General features: G+C 64.0%; 21 protein-coding genes. 17 read left to right on the forward strand and 4 right to left on the reverse strand.

Going from position 1 to position 19,413, the window contains the following annotated elements:
• The first annotated feature begins 9 nt into the window (after positions 1 to 9).
• The 4 genes from ACFX5Q_RS09285 to ACFX5Q_RS09300 all read left to right on the forward strand — a co-directional run bounded on the left by ACFX5Q_RS09285 (position 10) and on the right by ACFX5Q_RS09300 (position 3,132).
• Positions 10 to 471 carry an RT0821/Lpp0805 family surface protein gene (locus ACFX5Q_RS09285; protein ID WP_404277197.1) on the forward strand — a complete coding sequence of 154 codons (462 nt, stop codon included), beginning with the start codon at positions 10 to 12 and terminating at the stop codon, positions 469 to 471.
• A gap of 101 nt (positions 472 to 572) precedes the next feature.
• Positions 573 to 1,502, forward strand: coding sequence for a DnaJ C-terminal domain-containing protein (locus tag ACFX5Q_RS09290; RefSeq protein ID WP_404277198.1), 930 nt, complete (start codon positions 573 to 575; stop codon positions 1,500 to 1,502).
• 109 nt (positions 1,503 to 1,611) lie between these two features.
• Entirely contained in the window at positions 1,612 to 2,430 is an 819-nt protein-coding gene (gene fabI / locus ACFX5Q_RS09295; RefSeq protein ID WP_404277199.1) for an enoyl-ACP reductase FabI, read from the forward strand.
• 114 nt (positions 2,431 to 2,544) lie between these two features.
• A complete protein-coding gene (locus tag ACFX5Q_RS09300; protein WP_404277200.1) occupies positions 2,545 to 3,132 on the forward strand; it encodes a histidine phosphatase family protein in 588 nt (195 codons plus the stop codon).
• A 10-nt stretch (positions 3,133 to 3,142) separates the two neighbouring features.
• Here ACFX5Q_RS09300 and ACFX5Q_RS09305 read toward each other — a convergent pair whose 3' ends face one another.
• Positions 3,143 to 3,397 carry a DUF1344 domain-containing protein gene (locus ACFX5Q_RS09305; protein WP_006204310.1) on the reverse strand — a complete coding sequence of 85 codons (255 nt, stop codon included), beginning with the start codon at positions 3,395 to 3,397 and terminating at the stop codon, positions 3,143 to 3,145.
• Between the two features lie 183 nt (positions 3,398 to 3,580).
• Between ACFX5Q_RS09305 and aroC the strand changes: the two genes are divergently transcribed.
• On the forward strand, positions 3,581 to 4,681 hold the full coding sequence (gene aroC, locus ACFX5Q_RS09310; RefSeq protein ID WP_404277201.1) for a chorismate synthase: 1,101 nt from the start codon (positions 3,581 to 3,583) through the stop codon (positions 4,679 to 4,681).
• Between the two features lie 30 nt (positions 4,682 to 4,711).
• Positions 4,712 to 5,812 (forward strand): 3,4-dihydroxy-2-butanone-4-phosphate synthase, encoded by a 1,101-nt coding sequence (ribB, locus tag ACFX5Q_RS09315; protein ID WP_192183645.1) that lies wholly within the window; start codon positions 4,712 to 4,714, stop codon positions 5,810 to 5,812.
• 55 nt (positions 5,813 to 5,867) lie between these two features.
• Here ribB and ACFX5Q_RS09320 read toward each other — a convergent pair whose 3' ends face one another.
• On the reverse strand, positions 5,868 to 7,091 hold the full coding sequence (locus tag ACFX5Q_RS09320) for an MFS transporter (protein WP_404277202.1): 1,224 nt from the start codon (positions 7,089 to 7,091) through the stop codon (positions 5,868 to 5,870).
• 122 nt (positions 7,092 to 7,213) lie between these two features.
• Here ACFX5Q_RS09320 and ACFX5Q_RS09325 point away from each other — a divergent pair, with 122 nt between their 5' ends.
• From ACFX5Q_RS09325 to ACFX5Q_RS09370, 10 genes are all read left to right on the forward strand, one after another.
• Positions 7,214 to 7,831, forward strand: a complete 618-nt coding sequence (locus ACFX5Q_RS09325; RefSeq protein ID WP_404277203.1) for a TetR/AcrR family transcriptional regulator — start codon at positions 7,214 to 7,216, stop codon at positions 7,829 to 7,831.
• 106 nt (positions 7,832 to 7,937) lie between these two features.
• Positions 7,938 to 8,933: a hypothetical protein gene (locus tag ACFX5Q_RS09330; protein ID WP_404277204.1), complete on the forward strand. Its 996-nt coding sequence runs from the start codon at positions 7,938 to 7,940 to the stop codon at positions 8,931 to 8,933.
• Positions 8,934 to 9,004: 71 nt separating this feature from the next.
• Positions 9,005 to 9,931, forward strand: a complete 927-nt coding sequence (locus ACFX5Q_RS09335) for a histone deacetylase family protein (protein WP_404277205.1) — start codon at positions 9,005 to 9,007, stop codon at positions 9,929 to 9,931.
• A gap of 3 nt (positions 9,932 to 9,934) precedes the next feature.
• Positions 9,935 to 10,186 carry an exodeoxyribonuclease VII small subunit gene (locus ACFX5Q_RS09340; RefSeq protein ID WP_192183651.1) on the forward strand — a complete coding sequence of 84 codons (252 nt, stop codon included), beginning with the start codon at positions 9,935 to 9,937 and terminating at the stop codon, positions 10,184 to 10,186.
• 46 nt (positions 10,187 to 10,232) lie between these two features.
• The gene (locus ACFX5Q_RS09345; protein ID WP_006204318.1) at positions 10,233 to 10,499 is read left to right on the forward strand and encodes a DUF2277 domain-containing protein; all 267 of its coding nucleotides are present in this window, start codon (positions 10,233 to 10,235) and stop codon (positions 10,497 to 10,499) included.
• Between the two features lie 9 nt (positions 10,500 to 10,508).
• Positions 10,509 to 11,429: a pirin family protein gene (locus tag ACFX5Q_RS09350; protein ID WP_404277206.1), complete on the forward strand. Its 921-nt coding sequence runs from the start codon at positions 10,509 to 10,511 to the stop codon at positions 11,427 to 11,429.
• A gap of 63 nt (positions 11,430 to 11,492) precedes the next feature.
• A complete protein-coding gene (gene dxs, locus ACFX5Q_RS09355) occupies positions 11,493 to 13,451 on the forward strand; it encodes a 1-deoxy-D-xylulose-5-phosphate synthase (protein ID WP_404277207.1) in 1,959 nt (652 codons plus the stop codon).
• A 149-nt stretch (positions 13,452 to 13,600) separates the two neighbouring features.
• Entirely contained in the window at positions 13,601 to 13,894 is a 294-nt protein-coding gene (locus tag ACFX5Q_RS09360) for a hypothetical protein (RefSeq protein ID WP_404277208.1), read from the forward strand.
• A 112-nt stretch (positions 13,895 to 14,006) separates the two neighbouring features.
• Entirely contained in the window at positions 14,007 to 14,771 is a 765-nt protein-coding gene (locus ACFX5Q_RS09365) for a TlyA family RNA methyltransferase (protein ID WP_404277209.1), read from the forward strand.
• Positions 14,768 to 16,009: a class I SAM-dependent RNA methyltransferase gene (locus ACFX5Q_RS09370; RefSeq protein WP_404277210.1), complete on the forward strand. Its 1,242-nt coding sequence runs from the start codon at positions 14,768 to 14,770 to the stop codon at positions 16,007 to 16,009. Before ACFX5Q_RS09365 ends, ACFX5Q_RS09370 begins: the two co-directional genes overlap by 4 nt.
• 8 nt (positions 16,010 to 16,017) lie before the next feature.
• Here the strand turns inward: ACFX5Q_RS09370 and tldD are convergent, their stop codons facing one another.
• Together tldD and ACFX5Q_RS09380 are read right to left on the reverse strand one after the other, a co-directional pair.
• The gene (gene tldD / locus ACFX5Q_RS09375) at positions 16,018 to 17,430 is read right to left on the reverse strand and encodes a metalloprotease TldD (RefSeq protein ID WP_404277211.1); all 1,413 of its coding nucleotides are present in this window, start codon (positions 17,428 to 17,430) and stop codon (positions 16,018 to 16,020) included.
• A gap of 135 nt (positions 17,431 to 17,565) precedes the next feature.
• Positions 17,566 to 18,111 (reverse strand): invasion associated locus B family protein, encoded by a 546-nt coding sequence (locus ACFX5Q_RS09380; protein WP_404277212.1) that lies wholly within the window; start codon positions 18,109 to 18,111, stop codon positions 17,566 to 17,568.
• Positions 18,112 to 18,498: 387 nt separating this feature from the next.
• On the opposite strand from ACFX5Q_RS09380, the gene coxB reads away from it, so the two are divergent.
• On the forward strand, positions 18,499 to 19,404 hold the full coding sequence (gene coxB, locus ACFX5Q_RS09385) for a cytochrome c oxidase subunit II (RefSeq protein ID WP_404277213.1): 906 nt from the start codon (positions 18,499 to 18,501) through the stop codon (positions 19,402 to 19,404).
• Positions 19,405 to 19,413: the final 9 nt, after the last annotated feature.

Here is a 19,413-nt window from a genome sequence, read left to right on the forward strand (position 1 = left end):
GGTTGCCGATTGTTGCGTATCGCGCAAGCTTTTGACAGCAGGCAATGGGGCGTTATCGCTTCGGCCAGCGCCAAAGCCGCGATCGTGATGGTCGCGTTGCCTCTTGCCGCTTGTGGCGCCGGCGGCTTCAGCCTGGAAAAGGCCGAGGTCGACCGTTCGATCCTGACCAGCAGCACACCTACTTCCGCCACCCCGACCGATCAGGACCGCGATTCGGACCAGACCACGATCGGCAATGCCGTGTCTTCCGCCGACATCGAGGAGCTCGGCGGCCAGGCGGTGCCATGGGCGAATGCAGGCACCGGCTCGCGTGGCTCGATCACCGAACTGGTCGAATTGAAGGACGCGGGCCAAACCTGCCGACGCTTTACCGCCTCGCGCGAGAGCTTCGACGGCGTCTCGCTGTTCAAGGGCGAATTGTGCATGGCCGGAGCCGGCGGCTGGCACATGCAGGACTTCAAGGCGCTCTGATTTTCCACCGCCATTTCTCTCCTTGCGCTACTGGAATTTCTTCCTATGCGAGCGCATATAGGGGGCAACCATGGACTCACTCCTTCTCCAGGGCAGGAAGCATGCGCGACCCCTATGAGGTCCTGGGCGTTGCCAAGAACGCATCGGCCAAGGACATAAAATCGGCGTACCGCAAACTCGCCAAAAAACATCATCCGGACCAGAATCCGAATGATCCCAAGGCGAAGGACCGTTTTGCGGCCGCCAACCAGGCTTACGAGATCGTCGGCGACGAAAAGGCCCGCGCCGCCTTCGATCGCGGCGAGATCGACGCCGACGGCAAGCCGCGCTTCCAGGGCTTCGAGGGCGCGGCGGGCGGTGGCGATCCGTTCGCAGGCTTCCGCCGCCAGCAGGGTGCCGGCGGTTCGCGATTCGAGTTCCGCTCGGGGCGTCCAGGCGGCGATCCGTTCGACGGCAACAGCGACATTTTCAGCCAGATCTTTGGCGACGCCTTCTCTGGCGCGCGCGGGCCGGGTGCGGGCGACCGCCGGCAGCCGGCGGCAGGCGCCGACCTCAACGTGACGCTCGACGTCACCGTCGAGGAGGCGGCCACCGCCGAGAAGGTGACGGCGATGTTCCCCGACGGCCGCAAGGTGGCGGTCAAGCTGCCGGCCTATGTCGAGGACGGCCAGACCATCCGCCTGAAAGGCCAGGGCGAGCAGGGGCCGGGACAGCCGGGCGACGCGCTGGTCAAGATCCGGTTCCGCCGTCATCCGCGCTACCGTCTCGAGGGCCGCGACCTGCATGCCGATCTGCCGGTGGCACTGGCCGATGCCGTGCTGGGCGCCAAGGTGGCGGTCGAAACGCCGACCGGCCGGCTGGCGGTCAATATTCCGGCATGGTCGAGCTCGGACAAGGTGCTGCGGCTGAAGGGCAGGGGCCTGCCGGAAAAAACCGGTGGCCATGGCGATCTCTACGCCCATGTCAGGCTGATGCTGCCAGAGGGCGGCGACAGCGAGCTCGAAGCGCTGATGCGCCGCCGAAAAGGCTGATCGAGAGAGTTTTCTCCGCTGGACTGTCCGTTTTGAACGCTTGAAGGGGCCCTGTGCCTGTGCGATAGGGCACTCCACAAAGCAGACATACTTTGCGGAGAGTGCTCACATGGCGGGTGGACAGGGCCTTATGGCTGGCAAGCGCGGGCTGATCCTCGGCGTCGCGAACAATCGGTCGATCGCCTATGGCATCGCCAAGGCCTGTGTCGATCACGGCGCCGAAATTGCGATGACCTATCAGGGCGAAGCCTTCAAGAAGCGCGTCGAGCCATTGGCGGCCGAACTCAACGCCCATGTTGCCGGCCATTGCGACGTCACTGATCCGGAAAGCCTCGATGCGGTGTTCGCCGACATCGCCAAGCACTGGGGCAAGCTAGACTTCCTCGTCCATGCCATCGCCTTTTCCGACAAGGATGAACTGACCGGCCGCTATGTCGAGACGACGCGCGACAACTTCCTGCGCACCATGGACATTTCGGTCTATTCCTTCACCACCATCGCCAAGCGCGCCGAGCCGCTGATGACCGATGGCGGTTCGCTGCTGACGCTGACCTATTACGGTGCCGAAAAAGTGATGCCGCACTACAACGTCATGGGCGTCGCCAAGGCGGCGCTCGAAGCCAGCGTGCGCTATCTGGCCGTCGACCTCGGCGCCAAGAAGATCCGCGTCAATGCCATCTCCGCCGGTCCGATAAAGACGCTGGCCGCATCAGGCATCGGTGACTTCCGCTACATCCTGAAGTGGAACGAGTACAATTCGCCGCTGAAGCAGACGGTCACCCAGGAGGAAGTCGGCGATTCCGGCGTCTATTTCCTGTCCGACCTCTCGCGCGGCGTCACCGGCGAGATCCATCATGTCGATTCCGGCTACCATGTCGTCGGCATGAAGGCGGTCGACGCCCCCGACATTTCGACCGTCAAGGACTGAAGCAATTCCAGGAAAAGTGTGTAACGGTTTTCCGTCCGGAATTGCGCAAAAACAAACGGTTAGCTTCCGACTGACCCCTTTCGACCAAGCCTGGCCCGAGCCTCGGAAGACCTGATGTATCCGCTCGTCTACTTTGTGCGCCACGGCCAGACGCAATGGAACGCCGAGTTCAGGCTGCAGGGGCAGGCCGACACCGATCTCAACCCGCTCGGCCGCGAGCAGGCGAGCCGCAACGGACAGCGGCTGGCCGAGCTCGTCCACAATCCCGAAGAATTCGACTTTGTCGCCAGCCCGATGCGGCGCACGCGCGAGACGATGGAGCGTCTGCGCGCGGCGATGAAGCTCGATCCGCTTGCCTATCGTACCGAGCCGCTGCTCGTCGAACTGAGCTTCGGCGACTGGCAGGGCTTCACTTTTGCCGAAATCGAGGCCAGGGATCCCGGTTCGACCAGGCAGCGCAGCCTCGACAAGTGGAATTTCCAGCCGCCGGGCGATGGCGCAGAAAGCTACCAGATGCTGCTCGAGCGGGTGAAGCCATGGTTCGACGCGCTCGATCGCGACACGGTCTGCGTGACCCATGGCGGCGTCGTGCGCGCGCTGTTTCGCGTAGTGCTGGGGATGTCCACGCGAGAGGCGGTCAGGATGGACGTGCCTCAGGATCGCCTGGTCCGGCTGCAGGGCCGGAGCCTGGAGTGGCTATAGGGCGCTAGACTTACTCTGTGTCCGGAAGTTCCATGTCGGTGACGACATTCTCGCCATTCGTCACGTCATAGGCGAGGACGATGTCCATGCCGGGCTTCAGCGCATCGAGATCGGTCTCGGCATTCAGCTTGTAGGACTTGCCGTCTTCCAGCGTCAGCGTCAGTGTATCCTTGTCGATCTTCTTGATCAGGCCTTCGGTCTGGCCGGCGAAGGCGGCAGTGGAAATCAGCAGGGTGGCGGCAACAGCGCCAATCAGGGTACGCATCGTCGTCCTCATTATCATTGCGCCGGCATGGGTAGCGGCGGATCCTCAACGGCGGATGGAAGAGAGCAGAAACCAACCGAATGTGTCAAAACTAAAACCGCCAGATCACAGTTTGACCACTGTGGAAAACGCCAATAGAAGGCAGGCTTGAACCGGCTCCGCCGCCGGGCAGGGCACTTCTCCATGTCTCACAACACGTTCGGCCACCTGTTCCGCGTCACCACCTGGGGCGAAAGCCATGGGGCGGCACTCGGCTGCGTTGTGGACGGCTGCCCGCCCGGCATCCGCTTCACTCAGCGAGAAATCCAGGCAGAGCTCGACAAGCGCCGGCCGGGACAGTCACGTTTTGTGACGCAGCGTCGCGAACCCGACGAGGTCAAGATACTCTCCGGCTTCATCTTCGACGAGGACGGCGAGACGATGATCACCACCGGCACGCCGGTGTCGATGCTGATCGAAAATGTCGACCAGCGCTCGAAAGACTATGGCGAGATCGCCCGCCAGTACCGGCCGGGCCATGCCGACTACACCTATGACGTCAAATACGGCCTGCGCGACTACCGTGGCGGCGGCCGCTCCTCCGCCCGCGAGACTGCGGCGCGCGTGGCGGCCGGCGCGCTTGCCCGCAAGGTCGTGCCCGGCATGGTGGTGCGCGGCGCACTGGTGTCGATGGGCGAAAAGTCGATCGATCGCGCCAACTGGAACTGGAATTTCATCGGCGACGCCGAAAATCCATTCTTCACGCCCGATCCGGCTTCCGTTCCCGTCTTCACCCAGTATCTCGACAGCGTCCGCAAAGCCGGCTCCTCGGTCGGCGCTATTATCGAGATCGTCGCCGACGACGTTCCGGCCGGCCTCGGCGCACCGATCTATGCCAAGCTCGACCAGGACATCGCGTCAGGCCTGATGTCGATCAACGCCGTCAAGGGCGTCGAGATCGGCAACGGCTTCGAGGCTGCCCGCGTCACCGGCGAACAGAATGCCGACGAGATGCGCATCGGCAATGATGGCAAGCCGGTGTTCCTGTCCAACAATGCCGGCGGCATCCTTGGCGGCATCTCGACCGGCCAGGCGATCGTTGCGCGCTTCGCCGTCAAGCCGACGTCGTCGATCCTGACGCCGCGCAAGTCGATCGACAAGGACGGCAAGGACGTCGAGGTCATGACCAAAGGCCGCCACGATCCTTGCGTCGGCATCCGCGCCGTGCCGATCGGCGAGGCGATGGTTGCCTGCGCGATCGCCGATCACTATTTGCGTCATCGTGGCCAGACCGGGCGCGTCTGACCTTCAACCTGCAAGCGGAAGCGAGCGTCGATGCCTTACGATCAGAAGAAAATCGTCGAAGCCCTGCGCGCCTTCGAACGCGGCGAGATCGTCGTCGTCATGGACGATGACGGGCGCGAGAACGAGGGCGACCTGATCGTCGCCGCCGTCCACTGCACGCCGGAAAAGATGGCCTTCATCGTCCGCAACACTTCCGGCATCGTCTGCACGCCAATGCCGCGCGAGGAGGCAAAACGCCTCAATTTGGCGCCGATGGTGGCCGACAACGATTCCGCCCACACGACGGCCTTCACGGTCAGCGTCGATTTCAAGCACGGCACCACGACCGGCATCTCGGCCGACGACCGTACGTTGACCGTGCGCAACCTCGCCAACGGCAATGTCGGCGCTTCCGATTTCGTCCGCCCCGGCCACATCTTCCCGCTGATCGCGCGCGAAGGCGGCGTGCTGATGCGCTCGGGCCATACCGAGGCCGCGGTCGACCTCTGCAAGCTCGCCGGCCTGCCGCCGATCGGCGTCATTTCCGAACTGGTCAACGATGACGGCACCGTCAAACGCGGCCCGCAGGTGCAGGCTTTCGCCGAGGAGCATGGCCTGAAGCAGATCTCGGTCGCCGATCTCATCGCCTACCGCCAGCGCAAGGAAACGCTCGTCGAGCGCGTCGCCTGCTCCGACATCGACACGGCGGGCGGCAAGGCGCAGGTCTTCACCTACACGCTGCCCTGGGATTCGATGCACCACGTGGCGATCGTCTTCGGCGACATCCGCGACGGTGAGGAAGTGCCGGTGCGGCTCCATTCCGAGGATGTGGTGAGCGACGTCTTCGGCACCAGCCACCGGCTGGACGGCGTCATGAAGGCGATGGGCGAGCGCAAGCGCGGTGTCATCGTCTATCTGCGCGAAGGCTCGGTCGGCGTTGCCCATCAGGAGCGCAAGCGCCCGGCGAGCGGCGAGCGCGAAGATCATGAAGAGGCGCGCCGCCGCGAGAACGAATGGCGCGAGATCGGCCTCGGCGCGCAGATACTCAAGGATCTCGGCATTTCCTCGATCAACCTGATCGCCTCGCGCGAGCGCCACTATGTCGGCCTCGAAGGTTTTGGCATCCACATCGCGAAGACCGAGATCCTGTGAGGATCGACCGCTAAAGGACAGCGCCCGGCCCGCTCGAAACCGGGCGCTTCGTGGATCATTCCGCGGGAACAGCGGCCGCTTCGCATCCGGCGAGATCGCAATCCGGCTCGCCAAGGCTGTGCTGGCCGATGAGCACGGTGGCCAGTGCGATTGCGCCCGCCACCACCGACACGAAAAACCCGCTCTGGGCGCCGAAGGCGTCCACCACCGCGCCGGCGGCGAAGGAGCCGAGCGCCATGCCGATGCCGATGCCCGTCGTCACCCAGGTAACGCCTTCGGTCAGCATCGCTGCCGGCACGCGCCGCTCGATCAGGCCGAATGCGGTGATGAAGGTCGGCGAGATCGCCACGCCACTGACGAAGACGGCCAGCGCCAGAAGCGGCACCGTGTCGGCGACGAGCAGTGGCAGCGTGGTGAGCGCGATGACGGCGATCGCAATTGCCAGTTGGCGTTGCAGCGGCACTTTCAGGTTCAGGGCGCCGATGACGATGCCGAGGACGAACGAGCCGAGTGCGTAGACGCCGATGATGAGGCTGGCGGCACCCGGCTGGCCCAGTTCCTTGGTGATCGCCACGGTGCTCACTTCGGTGGTCGCGAAGGTCGCGCCGATGAAGATCAGGGCGAAGGTGATGATCTGAACCGGCCGCAAGCGGATTGCCGAGCCATGAGAACCATGTTCCGCCGGACGCACGCGCGGCTCGGTCGAGCGTTGCAGGATGAAGGCCGTAGAGCCCAAGGCGAGGAACAATGTGCTGACCAGCATTCCCGCTTCTGGGAACAGGGCGACGCTCAAGCCCACCGAAAGCGATGCCCCGGCGATATACACCAGTTCGTCCGCCGCCGACTCGAAGGCGAAGGCTGTGTTCAGCTCCGGACGATCGCGGAAGATCTCGGTCCAGCGCGCGCGCACCATGGCCGGAATGCTGGGCATGGCGGCGGCCAGCAGCGCCGAGGCGAACAGCGTCCATATCGGCCAATGGCGGCTGGCTGCTGCAATCAGCACCACGAAAGCAAGCACGGAGATGATGGTGGTGGGCACGACAATCCGCGTCTGGCCGAGGCGGTCGACCAGCCGCGAGATCTGCGGCGCGACGAAGGCGTTGGCCAGCGCGTATGTCGCGGAGACGGCGCCGGCCAGCCAGTATTCGCCGTTCGTCTGCGACAGCATAGCGACGATGCCGATCGGCGCCATGGCGATGGGCAGCCGGGCAATGAAGCCGGCCGTGGCGAAGCCTTTGGTGCCGGGAGCACGAAAGATTTTCGAATAGGGATTTTGCATGGTCTGGCTTCCTCGACAATCGCAGGATCGACAATTACATACGTAGCGTATGAGTATTAGTTAGTGCATACGCCGCGTATGTCAATTGGCATACGCAACGTATGTTAATGGGGCCCAGAGCCATGCACAGACCCCGCAAGGAAATGATCGCCGAGACGCGCGCCAAGCTGATCACGGCCGCCCGCCATGCCTTCGGCACCATTGGCTATGCCGAAGCCTCGATGGACGATTTCACCGCCTCGGCCGGGCTGACGCGCGGCGCGCTCTATCATCACTTCGGTGACAAGAAGGGACTGCTGCAGGCGGTCATTGCCGAGATCGACGGCGAAATGGCGGCGCGGGTCAATGAGGTGGCGGCGCTGGCGCCGACCCGCTGGCAGAGCTTCGTCGACGAATGCACCACCTATATCGAGATGGCGCTGGAGCCGGAAATCCAGCGCATCATGTTCCGCGACGGTCCGGCGGTGCTGGGCGATCCGGCACAGTGGGCGAACGCCAATGCGTGCGCGGCTTCGATCACCAATCACCTGACTAGGCTGCAGGAGGAGGGAGTGGTCGTAGCCGACCTCGACCCCGAGACCGCCGCGCGGCTGATCAACGGCGCCAGCAGCCAGGCGTCTCAGCGGATCGCCAATTCACAAGACCCCGAGGCAACATCGAAGAAGGTGGTGGCGGCCTTCAAGCAGCTGCTCGAAGGCTTGCTCAAAAAGGCTGACGGCCCCGCCGACCAGCGTCGATAAGCCAAGGATGTGCACCGGTTTTGCGGCCGCGCGGCGCTACCCGAGATTGACAATCGCAAGGTTGAGATCATCCTCTGCGGCCATCTCTGAGGCGGGGGATTCGGCGATGTGGGACTTCAGCATCGGCAGGTCGGTGTCCATCATGATCAGGACATGGCCCTTCATCGTCTTCCGCATGATCGCCTATTTCGGCATCACGCTGGCCTACATTATGGCGACCGGCACCGGCGCCAGTGTCGGCTACGGCGTCGGCCACATCTCCACCGACCCCGACGGACCAATGTCCTTTGCGCTGTGGGGCGGCGTGGTCGGCTTCGGCGTCGTTTCGATCGCCGTCTACTGGATCCGCGAATACATCCTCTACATCGTCAAGGCCGGCCATATCGCGGTCATGGTCCACCTGATCGACGGCCAGGACGTGCCTGGCGGCCAGGACCAGATCTCCTATGCCAGGGCCGTGGTGACCGAGCGTTTCGCCGAGGCCAACGTCCTGTTCGTGCTCGACCAACTGGTCAAGGGTGCTATTCGTGCCATCACCGGCCTGATCGGCGGCATCGCCGCCTTCCTGCCCATCCCCGGCCTGAGCGGCCTGGTCAGCTTCATCAACACCGTCATCCGCATGTCGCTGACCTATGTCGACGAGATCATCCTTGGCTACAACATCCGCATCAATTCCACCTCGCCCTTCGAGACGGCCAGACAAGGCATCGTGCTCTATGCGCAGAACGGCAAGACCATGGTCAAGAACGCGATCTGGCTGTCGGTGATCATGTGGGGCGTGTCCTTCGTCATCTTCCTGTTGATGCTGGCGCCCGCCGGCGCGATCCTCTGGTTCATGCCGGGGCAGCTCGGCGGCTGGGCTTTCGTGCTGGCCATCGTCTTTGCCTGGGCCTTCAAGGCAGCCTTCATCGAGCCCTTCGCCATCGCCTCTTTGATGCAGGTCTATTTCAGCACCATCGAGGGCCAGGTGCCCAATCCTGACTGGGATCGGCGGCTGTCGGAAGCTTCCTCGAAATTCAGGGAACTCAAGGACAAGGCGCTGGCCTCGTTTGGCGGCTCGCGCTGGACGCAGCCGGCACCAACACCCAATAGCCCCACCTAATCCCTGTTGAACATCACGCGACGCAGGCGCGAAAACATGGTCAAAGCGCCCGCACGCGCCTATATCGGGGCATGGTCACCAGGCTCTACACCCACCCGATCTTCCTCGAACACCTGACGCCATCGGGCCATCCGGAGCGGCCAGACCGCTTGCGCGCCATAGAGCGCGTGCTCGACGACGAAGCCTTTGCCGCGCTCGACCGGGTCAAGGCGCCTGAAGGCGACGAGGCAACCATCCTCTATGCCCACCCCGAGGATTTCGTCGCGCGCGTCCGCGCCGCGATCCCCGAGACCGGCATCGTCTCGATCGACGCCGACACCAGCGCCAGCCCCAAAAGCTGGCAGGCGGCGGTGACGGCGATCGGCGCGGCCAATGCCGCCGTCGACGATGTCTTCGAGGGCCGCGCCGCCAATGCCTTCGTCGCCGCGCGGCCGCCCGGCCACCATGCCGAGAAGACCACGGCGATGGGCTTTTGCCTGTTCAACACCGCGGCGATCGCGGCGCGTTACGCGCAAAGGAAGCATCAGGCCGAGCGCGTTGCCGTGGTTGACTGGGACGTCCATCACGGCAACGGCACGCAGGACATTTTTTGGGACGATCCGTCGGTGCTCTATTGCTCGACGCACCAGATGCCGCTTTATCCCGGCACCGGCGCGAAGAACGAGACGGGCGCTGGCAACATCGTCAACGCGCCGCTGGCACCACGCACCGGCAGCGAGGTTTTTCGCGATGCCTTCCTGTCGCGCGTCCTGCCCGCGCTCGACGATTTCGCCCCCGACCTGATCATAATTTCTGCCGGTTTCGACGCGCACCATCGCGATCCGCTGGCCGAGATCAACCTGACCGAGGAGGATTTCGACTGGGCGACCGGCCAGCTGATGGAGCGTGCCGGGCGTCACAGCGGCAACCGGCTCGTCAGCCTGCTCGAGGGCGGCTACGATCTGCAGGGATTGGCATTTTCGGTCGCCGCCCATGTCGGGCGGCTGATGAAGGGATAAAGTATGGCAGGCGAAGGCAACGACGACGTCAAGGCGATGAGCTTCGAGCAGGCGCTCGACGCGCTGGAAAAGATCGTCGACGATCTGGAGCGCGGCGACGTGCCGCTCGACCAGTCGATCCGCATCTACGAGCGCGGCGAGGCGCTGAAGGCGCATTGCGACCGGCTGCTGAAGGCGGCGGAAGACAAGGTCGAGAAGATCAGGCTGTCGCGCGACGGCAAGCCGGTGGGAACGGAGCCGCTGGACGCCGACTAGTCGGAATGGGGGCGGGGCAAGGGAAAACAGGCAAGGAGTTCAAGCGATGTGCAGAAACATCAAGACCCTGTTCAACTTCGAGCCGCCGGCGACGAATGACGAGGTGCATGACGCAGCACTGCAGTTCGTGCGCAAGCTGAGCGGCTCAACCAGACCCTCGAAGCGCAACGAGCATGCCTTTAACCATGCCGTCGAGGCGATCGCAGCCGCTGCGCGCGAGCTGCTCGATTCGATGGAAACCACGCAGGAACCGCGCAACCGTGAGGAAGTGGCGGCCAAGGCGAAAGCCAAATCCGCGCTTCGCTTCGCCTGAGGAGACCTGATGAGCTTCTTTCCTGGCAACGATCCCACGCCTGGCGATGCCTTCGCCTGCGACCAGATCGAGCTGATGGTCATTCCGAATGCCAAGGACATTGGCGGTTTCCAGGTCCGTCGCGCCTTGCCGACCGCCAGGCGGCGGCTGGTCGGTCCCTTCATCTTCTTCGACCGCATGGGCCCGGCCATCCTGCGCGCCGACCAGTCGCTCGACGTGCGCCCGCATCCGCATATCGGGCTGTCGACGGTGACCTATCTGTTCGACGGCAAGATCAGGCATCGCGATTCGCTCGGCACCGAAATGGTAATCGAGCCCGGCGACGTGAATTTGATGACCGCCGGGCGCGGCATCGTCCATTCCGAGCGCACGCCGGAGGAGTTGCGCGGCGCGCCGATGTCGATCTCCGGCCTGCAGACCTGGCTGGCGCTGCCCGACGGCAAGGAGGAGGTCGCCCCGGTCTTCGAGAACACGGCCGCCCTTCATTTGCCCGAGATCGATGCCGAAGGCATCAGTGGCCGTGTCGTCATCGGCGCGCTTTCGGGGCTGCGCTCGCAAGTCGGCACGGCCTCGGAGACGCTCTATGCCGATCTGAGGCTGGCGCCTGGCGCCAGCGTGAAAATCCCCGCCGATGCCGAGGAGCGCGCCATCTACACACTGGAAGGCGAGGTTTCGATCGCCAGCGACCGCTTCCCGGCCGAGCGGTTGCTTGTATTCAAACCCGGCGACGAAATCGTCGTGTCGTCGGAGACGGGCGCCCATTTCATGCTGTTCGGCGGCGCCTCGCTCGGCTCCAAGCGCTACATCTGGTGGAATTTCGTTTCGTCGTCGAAGGAACGCATCGAACAGGCGAAAGAAGAATGGAAGACAGGCCGCTTCGACATCGTTCCTGGAGATGAGGAAGAATTCATTCCGTTACCGAACAATTAACGCCAGAGCTACCCGCGTCACTGACACGCATTTACATTCGCCGGCGGGCGGCATATTTCGCCCATGATCGACGCGCATGAACTTCAGGTTTCAGCAGGCCCTTTAACAGTGAACGCAACGCTGCATACGCCGCTTCTCGACAAGGTCCGCATTCCGGCCGACCTGCGCACGCTTGACGAAGGCCAGCTGCCGCAGCTGGCTTCGGAACTGCGCGCCGAACTGATCGATGCCGTTTCGCACACTGGCGGCCATCTTGGCGCCGGCCTTGGCGTGGTCGAGCTGACGGTGGCGCTGCACTATGTCTTCAACACGCCGGACGACCGGCTGATCTGGGATGTCGGCCATCAGGCCTATCCGCACAAGATCCTGACCGGCCGCCGCGACCGCATCCGCACATTGCGCCAGGAGGGCGGCCTTTCCGGCTTCACCCGCCGCGCCGAGAGCGAATACGACCCGTTCGGCGCCGCGCACTCCTCGACCTCTATTTCCGCCGGCCTAGGCATGGCGATGGCGCGCGACCTGTCGGGTGGCCGCAACAACGTCATCGCCGTCATTGGCGACGGCGCCATGTCGGCCGGCATGGCCTATGAGGCCATGAACAATGCCGGCGCGCTCGACGCCCGCCTGATCGTCATCCTCAACGACAACGACATGTCGATCGCCCCGCCGACCGGTGCGATGAGCGCCTATCTGGCGCGTCTTGCCTCCGGCAAGGCCTATCTCGGCCTGCGCGATTTCGGCAAGAAGCTGACCTCCTATCTCGGCAAGCGCGCCGATCGCGCCATCACGCGGGCGGTCGAGCACGCGCGCGGCTACGTTACCGGGGGCACGCTGTTCGAGGAGCTTGGCTTCTACCACATCGGCCCGATCGACGGGCACAATCTCGAGCACCTGATCCCGGTGCTGAAGAACGTCCGCGACAATGGCGACGGCCCGGTGCTGATCCATGTCGTGACCCAGAAGGGCAAGGGCTATGGCCCGGCCGAGGCCGCCGCCGACAAATATCATGGCGTCAACAAGTTCGACGTCATCACCGGCGCGCAAGCCAAGGCGCCTGCCAACGCGCCGAGCTACACCAAGGTCTTCGCCGAAAGCCTTGTCCAGGAAGGCCGCGAGGACGACCGTATCGTCGCAGTCACCGCCGCCATGCCTAATGGCACGGGCCTCGATCTGTTCGGCGAGGCGTTTCCGACCAGGATCTTCGACGTCGGCATCGCCGAGCAGCACGCCGTGACTTTTGCCGCCGGCCTCGCCACCGAAGGCTATAAGCCCTTCGCCGCCATCTACTCGACCTTCCTGCAGCGCGCCTACGACCAGGTCGTCCACGACGTGGCGATCCAGAAGCTGCCGGTGCGCTTTCCCATCGACCGCGCCGGTTTTGTCGGCGCCGATGGCGCCACCCATTGCGGCGCCTTCGACACCACCTTCCTGGCGACGCTGCCGGGTTTCGTCGTCATGGCGGCGGCCGACGAAGCGGAGTTGCGCCACATGGTGCGCACCGCCGCGCACTATGATGACGGCCCCATCGCCTTCCGCTATCCGCGCGGCAATGGCGTCGGCGTCGACATGCCGGACCGCGGCTCCGTGCTCGAAATCGGCAAGGGCCGCATCGTCAGGGAAGGCACCAAAGTGGCGCTGCTGTCCTTCGGCACGCGCCTGCAAGACTGTCTGCTGGCGGCCGAGGAGCTAGGTGCCGCCGGTCTTTCCACCACCGTCGCCGACGCCCGCTTCGCCAAGCCGCTCGACGAGGATCTGATCCGCCGGCTCGCTCGTTCGCATGAGGTTCTGGTGACGGTGGAAGAGGGCGCTGTCGGAGGCTTCGCCAGCCACGTGCTGCAGTTCCTCGCCCATGAAGGCTTGCTCGAAAGCGGGCTCAAGGTGCGTCCGCTGGTGCTGCCGGACGATTTCACCGACCACGCCAAGCCCGAGAAGATGTACGCCGACGCCGGGCTGGACTCGACCGGCATCGTGCGCACCGTCTTTGCCGCGCTCGGCCATACCGCGCACGCACAACGCGCCTGAATTAAAATCTCAAGCCTCTGAATCAGTTTGCCGGCTTGCGGTTGTAACGCCCTGTTTACGCTGCCATTTGGCGTTTTGCTTACCGTGTCTTTTGGCCGTTTCTCAACGCCGCCCTGCTAGAAGGTAGTCCGGCAGGGGGACGACAAGGAATGAAAACGCTTTTGTACGGCATGGCCCTTTCGGCCGTCATCGCAGCACCTGCGATGGCCGAAACGCGCTACGATCGCAATCTCGAAAAGGCGGCGATGGACATCGTCGCCGGCAAGATGGGCGGCATCCGCGGCGGCTTCTCCTACAAGCAGCGGCCGCAATTCGTCATCGGGCCGGACGCTGTCGCGACGCCGGCGGTTACTGCCGAACGTCCGGGCAGGCAGGCTTCCGGCGACCGCAATGACGGTCTGGCGCCGGCGGTCGAGCGGCCGGTTTCGCGAACCATCTTCTGAAGCAATTCCAGGAAAAGTGCGTAGCGGTTTTCCGTCCGGAATTGCGTAAAACAAAGAGACCACCTCTTTCCAACATCCTTGCGTTCATCACCGGCTTTCGCCATGAAGGCCGATGAACTCCCCTCTGCCAGCCAGCACGCGCCAGCGACTCGACGAACTGCTCGTCGAACGCGGCTTGTTCGCTAGCCGCTCTCGTGCCCGCGACGCGATTGAGCGCGGCACGGTGACGGTCGATGGCACCATTGCCCGCAAGCCTGGCCAGACCGTCCTGCCGCAATACCTGATCGCGATCGACGACCCGGCGCAGGGGTATGTGTCTCGCGCGGCGCTGAAGCTGATTGCCGGGATCGACCATTTCGGTTTCGATCCCGCCGGCTGCGAAGCGCTCGACATCGGCGCCTCGACCGGCGGCTTCACGCAGGTGCTGCTCGAACGCGGTGCGGCGCATGTCACGGCGATCGATGTCGGCCATGGCCAGATGCATGCCGACATCGCAGGCGATCCACGCGTGACGGTCATCGAGGGCCTCAATGCCCGCGACCTCACCGTCGGCGATCTCGGCGGCCGCATTCCGGATTTCATCGTCTGCGATGTCAGCTTCATTTCGCTGAAGCTGGCGCTGCCGCCAGCCCTCGCATTGGCCGGCAGCGGCGCTCGCGCGGTGCTTCTGGTCAAGCCGCAATTCGAGGCCGGCCGCGCGGCGATCGGCAAGGGCGGCCTGCTTAAGGATCCCTATGACGCCGGCCGCGTTGCCGGCGTGCTGCAGGACTGGTTCGACAGCATGCCCGGTTGGCGCTCGCTGGGGCTGCATCTGTCGCCGATCGAGGGCGGCGACGGCAATCGCGAATTCCTGCTTGGTGGGATCAAAGATCGATGAGCGCGCGCTTCACCATCGCCAGGCTGGGCTCGCAAGGCGATGGCGTCGCCGAGACCGAAACCGGCGAGGTTTTCATTCCCTTCACGCTGCCCGGCGAAACCGTCAACGCTGCGCGCGAAAAGGATCGCGCCACGCTGATGTCTGTGCTGGAGGCTTCACCGCTCAGGATCGATCCGGCCTGCCGGCATTTCACCGAATGCGGCGGCTGCGCCGTCCAGCATCTGGAAGCCGAAGCCTACCGCCAGTGGAAGCGCGACAAGGTCGTGCATGCGCTGAAGAGCAAGGGCATCGTTGGCGATATCGGCGCCTTGGTGCCGTGCGCGCCGGCGACGCGCCGCCGCGTCGTCTTCTCCGCCCGGCGCACCGGCGCCGGCGTGCGGCTGGGTTTCGTGCGCGCGCTGTCGTCGGAAATCATTGCCATAGAGGAGTGTCCGATCTCGCTGCCCGTGATCGTCGCTGCGCTCGATCGTCTTAAGAGACTTGCCGAACTGGTCTGCGCCACCACCAGATCGTTCCACATGACGGTGACGGTCACCGGGTCCGGCCTCGACGTCGCGGTCCACGAATCCGGCAAGCTCGGCGAGAATCAGCGCCGCATCGCCTCGAACTTCGTCATCGCCGAGGGGCTGGCCAGGCTTTCGGTCGACGGCGAGATCATCGTCGAGCCGAAAAAGCCGGTGGTGCAGTTTGGAACCGTGGCAGTCGCGGTGCCGCCGGGCGCCTTCCTGCAGGCCACCGAGGCGGCTGAGCAGGCCATGGCCGATATCGTCGGCCAGCATCTGTCGCGCGCCAAGAAGGTCGCCGACCTTTTCGCCGGTTGTGGCAGCTTCGCGCTACGCCTGGCCGCGAAGTCGGAGGTCCACGCGGCAGAAGGCGACGCGCCGGCACTTGCGGCGCTCGACCGCGCCTTCCGTTTCGCCAATGGCCTGAAGCGGGTGACCAGCGAACGCCGCGATCTGTTCCGGCGTCCGCTCACCTTCAAGGAACTCAATGCCTTCGACGGTCTTGTCTTCGACCCGCCGCGTGCCGGCGCCGAGGATCAGTCGAAGCAGATCGCCCGCTCCGACGTGCCGTTCGTCGCCGCGGTATCTTGCAATCCGGTGACGCTGGCGCGGGATTTGCGCATCCTGCTTGACGGTGGCTACGCGCTGAAAAGCGTAACCCCGATCGACCAGTTCCTATGGTCGCCGCATGTCGAGGCGGTGGCGCTGTTGGAGAAGCCGAAGAAAAGGCGGTAGTTCGCGCGTCAGACCCGCGTGCCGCCGACCGTCATCTGGTTCATCCTGAGATGCGGCTGGCCGACGCCGACGGGCACGCCCTGTCCGGCCTTGCCGCACATGCCGATGCCGTTGTCGAGCTTCATGTCGTTGCCGATCATCGACACCCGGTGCATGGCATCCGGCCCATTGCCGATCAGCATCGCGCCCTTGACCGGCTGCGTCACCTTGCCGTTCTCGATCATGTAGGCCTCAGTGCAGCCGAACACGAACTTGCCCGAGGTGATGTCGACCTGGCCGCCGCCGAAGGAGACGGCATAGATGCCGTTCTTGACCGAGGCGATGATCTCGTCCGGCTCCATGTCGCCCGAGGTCATGTAGGTGTTGGTCATGCGCGGCATCGGCTGGTGCGCGTAGCCTTCGCGCCTTCCGTTGCCGGTCGCCTTCATGCCCATCAGCCGGGCGTTCTGGCGGTCCTGCATGTAGCCGACGAGCTTGCCGTCCTCGATCAGCACATTGCGGGCCGATGGCGTGCCTTCGTCGTCGACGGTCAGCGAACCGCGCCGTTCGGCAATAGTCCCGTCATCGACGACGGTGACGCCTTTGGCCGCCACCTGCTGGCCGAGCAGGCCGGCGAAGGCCGACGTCTTCTTGCGGTTGAAATCGCCCTCCAGCCCGTGGCCGACGGCCTCGTGCAGCATGACGCCCGGCCAGCCGCTGGAGAGCACGATGTCGAATGTGCCGGCAGGCGCCGGGATTGCCTCAAGATTGACCAGCGCCTGGCGCAGCGCCTCCTTGGCGGCATGCTTCCAGCTCTCCTCGACCAGGAACTCGCCGAACGCCTTGCGCCCGCCCATGCCGTAGGAGCCGCTCTCCTGGCGGTCGCCGCTGCCGACGACGACGGATACGTTGATCCTGACCAGCGGACGGACATCGCGCACCATCTGGCCGTCCGCGCGCAAGATCTCGACATGTTGCCAGGAAGCGGCGAGCGAGGCTGTTACCTGGCGCACGCGCAGATCCTCGGCGCGCAGCCAAGCATCGATTTCCTGCAGCAGCTTGGCCTTGGTCTCGAAAGAAGGCGAGGGGATCGGGTTCTCCTCGCCATAGAGATGGCGGTTGGTGCGCGCCGGTGCGGCGGCAAGCGTGCCGGAATAGCCGCCCTTGACCGTCGAAACGGCGTCGGCAGCCCGCAGCAGCGAGGCTTCGGAAAGGTCGCTCGAATGCGCATAGCCACTGGCCTCGCCGGCAACCGCGCGCAGACCGAAACCCTGGTCGGTGTTGAAATTGGCGGTCTTCAGTCGACCATTGTCGAGCATCAGCGCTTCGCTCTCGCTGTATTCGAGGAACAACTCGCCGTCGTCGGCACCGTTGATGGTCTCTGCGACAATCTGTTTGATGCGATCGTCGGAAATATCGAATTGGCCGATCAGGCTGTTCATGGCAGGTCCGTCCGCGGGAGGATTGGGCGTTTTCCCCGATGTAGGCGCGAAGGCGCGCCGAGACAATCGGCAATGGCGCCAATCACAATGACGTCAGACGGGTGGCGCCAACGCAATGGCGATATTTGTCGCGGATCAGGGCAGCGCGGCGAAGCCTTCGGCAAAGCCCTTGAGGTCGACCGGAATGCCGATGCCTTCCTCAGGCGTCTGGAAGACAATGAAGGTGGCCGAGGTGCCGGTCTTCAGCGTATCAAGCAGCGGCTTTTCGAGAATGACCTCGGCATAGCAACCGTCTTGGAAGCAGCGCACGAAATAGGCCCGGCCGATATCCTTGCCGTCGACATTGAGGCCGAGACCGTTGGGCAGCAGCACGCCGAGCGGCGCCAATACGCGCAGGATCTCGGCCTTGTTGTCGGCGGTGCGCAGCACGACCACCGACAGCCCCATCTCTGGACGGTCTTCGGCGACGACGTTCTGCATCATCACGCATTGTTCTGAAGTCGCGCCGGCAGGTGTGTCGCAGATGATAGACCACGCGCCATGCGTCGAGCGCACCGTGCCGCTAGGCTGGGCGGCGTTGGCTGGGCCGATGCCCGACAGGCCGGTACCAAACAGGGCGGCAAGAAAAATGGCCTTAGCCAAAGTTCTCGAACACCCAAGTTTTGAAAGCCAAGAGATCATGACGGCTCCATTGCGAATCACGGCACTTTAAGCCGCGCCAAGGCCAAGTAAAGGACGAGACCGCCGCCCGTCCGCCCGGACACCGGCAATAATGCGCTTTTCCAAGCCAAATTCGCCCGAATTGCGACCGCCCGGCGCATGGTGCCAAGCATTCCGGAAAGTAGCGGTTGGCGTCTGCGCGTCAACGATTGACGAGAGGCGTCTTGCGGCCAAAAGCGACGGCCGAGGCTTGCGCGCAAAAATGCCGCACGGTTTCGGCGGCTCCTTTCTTGCGGAGGGAAATAGAGTATGGTTTGAACCACCCTTGGGACTGTCCGGGATTCCCATCCCGGCGTGGTTCGTTATTCTTGCGGTCCGATCGCGAGGAACTGGGAGATGATGAGGGCGATGAGAAAATTCCTAGCTGGCGCCAAGTCTCTAGCAAGCGCCAAGTCTCTGGCAAGTGCGGCAGCCGCTGCCATGGTCATGGCCGGTGCGAGCACCGCCCACGCGGCCCAGCCCCAGCCGTGGGAGATCGGTTTCCAGCCGCCCGCAACCGACATGATGCGGCAGATCGAGTGGTTCGGGAACTACACGATGTGGTTCATCGTTCCGATCACCATCCTGGTGCTCGTTCTGCTCGCCTACTGCATCTGGAAATTCCGTGCGAGCGTGAACCCAACCCCTTCGCAGACCAGCCACAACACGCTGATCGAAGTGATCTGGACGGTCGGGCCGGTCGTTATCCTGCTCTTCATCGCCATCCCTTCGTTCCAGCTGCTGACTGCGCAATACACGCCGCCTGAAGAAGCCAAGCTGACCATCAAGGCGACGGGAAACCAGTGGAACTGGGACTATGAGTACCAGGTCGACAAGACGCTCTCCTTCAACTCGGCCATCCTTCAGGACGGCGATCGCAAGGCCGCCGGCAAGGAAGATCGCAAGGTCTATCCGCGCCTGCTCGCCGTCGACAACGAGATGGTGGTGCCGGTCAACACCATGACCCGCGTGCTGGTCACCGCGACCGACGTCATCCATTCCTTTGCCATGCCCGCCTTCGGCATCAAGATGGACGCTGTTCCCGGACGCACCAACGAGACCTGGTTCAAGGCGGAAAAGGAAGGCCTCTACTATGGCCAGTGCTCGCAGCTCTGCGGCAAGGACCACGCCTTCATGCCGATCGCGATCCGCGTCGTCTCCGATGCGCAGTACAACACCTGGCTGGCGGCAGCCAAGACCGACCTTCCCGGTGCCAACAAGGCGCTGATGGCCGAGGTCGACGGCACAAACAAGGTTGCGGCCGCCGGCAACTGATGCCGCGAC

It is taken from the genome of Mesorhizobium sp. IMUNJ 23033, assembly GCF_044778005.1.
GTDB lineage: Bacteria > Pseudomonadota > Alphaproteobacteria > Rhizobiales > Rhizobiaceae > Mesorhizobium > Mesorhizobium amorphae_A.

What these genes read in the sequence shown, in the direction of transcription:
- ACFX5Q_RS09290 (WP_404277198.1), top strand. Translation starts at nt 573, where the DNA reads ATGCGCGACCCCTATGAGGTCCTGGGCGTTGCCAAGAACGCATCGGCC.
- fabI (WP_404277199.1), top strand. Translation starts at nt 1,612, where the DNA reads ATGGCGGGTGGACAGGGCCTTATGGCTGGCAAGCGCGGGCTGATCCTC.
- ACFX5Q_RS09300 (WP_404277200.1), top strand. Translation starts at nt 2,545, where the DNA reads ATGTATCCGCTCGTCTACTTTGTGCGCCACGGCCAGACGCAATGGAAC.
- ACFX5Q_RS09305 (WP_006204310.1), bottom strand. Translation starts at nt 3,397, where the DNA reads ATGCGTACCCTGATTGGCGCTGTTGCCGCCACCCTGCTGATTTCCACT.
- aroC (WP_404277201.1), top strand. Translation starts at nt 3,581, where the DNA reads ATGTCTCACAACACGTTCGGCCACCTGTTCCGCGTCACCACCTGGGGC.
- ribB (WP_192183645.1), top strand. Translation starts at nt 4,712, where the DNA reads ATGCCTTACGATCAGAAGAAAATCGTCGAAGCCCTGCGCGCCTTCGAA.
- ACFX5Q_RS09320 (WP_404277202.1), bottom strand. Translation starts at nt 7,091, where the DNA reads ATGCAAAATCCCTATTCGAAAATCTTTCGTGCTCCCGGCACCAAAGGC.
- ACFX5Q_RS09325 (WP_404277203.1), top strand. Translation starts at nt 7,214, where the DNA reads ATGCACAGACCCCGCAAGGAAATGATCGCCGAGACGCGCGCCAAGCTG.
- ACFX5Q_RS09330 (WP_404277204.1), top strand. Translation starts at nt 7,938, where the DNA reads ATGTGGGACTTCAGCATCGGCAGGTCGGTGTCCATCATGATCAGGACA.
- ACFX5Q_RS09335 (WP_404277205.1), top strand. Translation starts at nt 9,005, where the DNA reads ATGGTCACCAGGCTCTACACCCACCCGATCTTCCTCGAACACCTGACG.
- ACFX5Q_RS09340 (WP_192183651.1), top strand. Translation starts at nt 9,935, where the DNA reads ATGGCAGGCGAAGGCAACGACGACGTCAAGGCGATGAGCTTCGAGCAG.
- ACFX5Q_RS09345 (WP_006204318.1), top strand. Translation starts at nt 10,233, where the DNA reads ATGTGCAGAAACATCAAGACCCTGTTCAACTTCGAGCCGCCGGCGACG.
- ACFX5Q_RS09350 (WP_404277206.1), top strand. Translation starts at nt 10,509, where the DNA reads ATGAGCTTCTTTCCTGGCAACGATCCCACGCCTGGCGATGCCTTCGCC.
- dxs (WP_404277207.1), top strand. Translation starts at nt 11,493, where the DNA reads ATGATCGACGCGCATGAACTTCAGGTTTCAGCAGGCCCTTTAACAGTG.
- ACFX5Q_RS09360 (WP_404277208.1), top strand. Translation starts at nt 13,601, where the DNA reads ATGAAAACGCTTTTGTACGGCATGGCCCTTTCGGCCGTCATCGCAGCA.
- ACFX5Q_RS09365 (WP_404277209.1), top strand. Translation starts at nt 14,007, where the DNA reads ATGAACTCCCCTCTGCCAGCCAGCACGCGCCAGCGACTCGACGAACTG.
- ACFX5Q_RS09370 (WP_404277210.1), top strand. Translation starts at nt 14,768, where the DNA reads ATGAGCGCGCGCTTCACCATCGCCAGGCTGGGCTCGCAAGGCGATGGC.
- tldD (WP_404277211.1), bottom strand. Translation starts at nt 17,430, where the DNA reads ATGAACAGCCTGATCGGCCAATTCGATATTTCCGACGATCGCATCAAA.
- ACFX5Q_RS09380 (WP_404277212.1), bottom strand. Translation starts at nt 18,111, where the DNA reads ATGATCTCTTGGCTTTCAAAACTTGGGTGTTCGAGAACTTTGGCTAAG.
- coxB (WP_404277213.1), top strand. Translation starts at nt 18,499, where the DNA reads ATGAGAAAATTCCTAGCTGGCGCCAAGTCTCTAGCAAGCGCCAAGTCT.